Genomic DNA, 2,498 nt, shown 5'->3' with positions numbered 1-2,498 from the left:
ACGAGTGAATATATAACTGAAGAGCCGGATGCGGTAATTCCGCACGTCCGGATCTGTGTGGGGGCGGCTCAGTAATGGGTCGTTCTACCACGATAGTGCTCAGGAGATTACATTATCGAAGATCTGTTTAGGAATTGGGCATCAAGCGAGTTATTTGATGAGCAATCTTTCATATCAAAACTTCATGAGTCTCACATATGGGACGATGATGAATACTGGAAACTAGATAACGCGATCTACGACCTTGCAATAAAACATGGCGACGACGATTGCATACCTAGAGAGATTGCTTGGCCGATAGCTAGAATCTTTAGCTATCTAATGATGACATTTGAAGCACACCACAACAAAAATGACTTCTTCGCCTTTAAAGACTTGGATTCTGACCAGGTATTTGACCGCAGAGAAAGAGTGCAGCTAGTTTTTGAAGGTTTTTTTAAAGGTGAAATGATTCCGAATGATAGCTTCGACTACTTTGACCCTAGCAGGTAATGCACTTAACAAGGCAAGGCAGCAACGCACCTTCGGTGCTGGACTCGCTATCGCTCGCCGCTGCTTGCGGCGTTAGCCACAAAAAGGAGATCGAACATTGTTCGGATTATTCAAGAAAAAGGAAAAAAAGGTAGAGGTTGAACCAGAGTTTATTGTGGTTACGATTAATGCTCGTATTCAGCCAATGCACAGAGGTGAAATATACGAAGATCCTCTTGATGAAATTCTCTCGAAAAACTCTATCGGTGAGGTTTCTGGTGGTGGCACTCTTCAATCCCAATCTGGCGAACTCGAGTATTGTGATGTAGAAATCCAGGTTAAAAATTCAACCGATGATACTGTCGAATTAATCAGATCATCACTTGAAAAAATAGGTGTCCCAAAAGGGTCAAAAATCAAAGTAGAAGCCACTGATTCCGAAATTGAGTTTGGTACTTTAGAAGGATTAGCAATTTACTTAAATGGTACCGATTTAGACGCCGAGGTATATGCAAACAGTGACTCCAACCATGTGTACAGTGAGCTTGATCGGCTTACGCAAGGTAATGGCAAGGTCTACAGTTACTGGCAAGGCCCAACCGAAACGGCTTTTTATTTGTATGGTACTTCGTTTTCTCAAATGAAATCACAAATATCGGAGTTAGTTAATAACTATCCTCTGTGCCAAAAATGCAGAATTGAACAAATCGCATAAATATGGCTAACAAGCGGCTTCACCGGACAAATTTTATTGTCACCTTTTTTGTTCCAAAAAAGCCGCCAACAAAATTTGCTCGGTGAGCCGGGCGTTAGGCATAAACAGGATTTACATGGCTGATAACCTCAAAGTCCCAAAAGTTGAAGTAAAGGCAACGGTATCTGATCCTGATGATTTCAGTAAGGATGCTCAGCTATATAGAAGAAATGTGTTGTTGAGTTTTTCAGTTGCCTTATTACTGGTGCTGTCTGACACTCAGGAACCATCTTTCCTTGGCATAAAAGTATCATCCACAGTTATGTGGAGTTGTTTCCTGATTGCTCATATATATCAGTTCATTATGTGGCGACTGACTTCGCATATAGAAATGGATACCGAAAAGAATTTTTTTAATTTTAAGGGCCTGAAAAAACAGGCGCTATTTGCAGGCACTGCAAAGTTTCCAGGTAAGACAAAAGCGCAAGTAATAATGCTAAGAGCATTACCAATCTGGGCGTTTGTCTTAGGTTTTTTCTTAATTATTTATGGCATATACAAGTCAGTGGTAATTTATGCCTAACAAACAAATATTATCGCCAGCAAAAAGCGCTGGCTGCGACGTCAACCCGCTGCGCGGATTTCCGCGCTAAATTTGGGCGTTAGAGCAAGGAGGCACAGTGAGTATACTCAAGCTATTGATATCGGAAATTCTGATTGCTCTGCTGATTGGTGCATTGCCATTACTTATAGTGGTTAATTCAAATCCAAGTTCAGATGTTGTAAAAACTCTTTCAGCGCTTAATCCAGGTGATCCTGTAGTTATCTATTTCTTTTACTTGTTTTTATTGAATTTATTCATTTGGGCAATCAACAAAAACATTTTAAAAACTAAAGAACAAGTGTCCAATTTCTTTAGTGCTGCGCATCGGTTTTCACATCAAGTTGGTTTTACAATACACAGTATTTACAGAGCTATTGCAGGGGCCATACCAACAGCAATTGGCTTACTCGCATATAAGCATGGTTTTGATAACAGTGCTTTCATTGTAAGCGTTGCCAGTAGTTTTCTGGTTTTGGGTTCTCTTTTTATGTGTTGTGCACTTACATGGTTAAACGAAAAGACGGGACCAAAACAAAAATGGCTCTAACAAACGGCTGCACCGGACAAATTTCCGCTGTCACTTTTTTTGCGCTGCGCAGCAAAAAAGCCGCCATCAAAAATTTGCTCGGTGAGCCGGGCGTTAGTGCGTCAAGCAAAGCTTGATGCATCTTGCAGGGTGTAAGTCCCTGTCGGGTAAGGTGTAACTGACCACCCGTATCGAGTGTTGCG

General features: G+C 41.2%; 5 protein-coding genes. 4 read left to right on the top strand and 1 reads right to left on the bottom strand.

Annotation, left to right across the window (positions count from 1 at the left end):
- The first annotated feature begins 111 nt into the window (after nt 1-111).
- The 4 genes from H595_RS24815 (at nt 112) to H595_RS0119420 (ending at nt 2,316) form a co-directional block, all read left to right on the top strand.
- On the top strand, nt 112-492 hold the full coding sequence (locus H595_RS24815) for an Imm41 family immunity protein (RefSeq protein WP_084153665.1): 381 nt from the start codon (nt 112-114) through the stop codon (nt 490-492).
- Nucleotides 493-589: 97 nt separating this feature from the next.
- A complete protein-coding gene (locus H595_RS0119430; RefSeq protein ID WP_051219999.1) occupies nt 590-1,186 on the top strand; it encodes a hypothetical protein in 597 nt (198 codons plus the stop codon).
- Between the two features lie 115 nt (nt 1,187-1,301).
- Nucleotides 1,302-1,748, top strand: a complete 447-nt coding sequence (locus tag H595_RS0119425) for a hypothetical protein (RefSeq protein ID WP_027672631.1) — start codon at nt 1,302-1,304, stop codon at nt 1,746-1,748.
- Nucleotides 1,749-1,845: 97 nt separating this feature from the next.
- Nucleotides 1,846-2,316 (top strand): hypothetical protein, encoded by a 471-nt coding sequence (locus H595_RS0119420; RefSeq protein WP_027672630.1) that lies wholly within the window; start codon nt 1,846-1,848, stop codon nt 2,314-2,316.
- Here H595_RS0119420 and H595_RS24475 read toward each other — a convergent pair.
- The coding region (locus H595_RS24475) for a hypothetical protein (RefSeq protein WP_205623273.1) at nt 2,270-2,498 on the bottom strand (229 nt) is incomplete at its 5' end. The genes H595_RS0119420 and H595_RS24475 overlap by 47 nt on opposite strands.

Origin of the sequence: Rheinheimera baltica DSM 14885 (assembly GCF_000425345.1) — a bacterium.
GTDB classification, from domain to species: domain Bacteria; phylum Pseudomonadota; class Gammaproteobacteria; order Enterobacterales; family Alteromonadaceae; genus Alishewanella; species Alishewanella baltica.
This window is presented reverse-complemented; position numbering and strand designations above follow the sequence as displayed.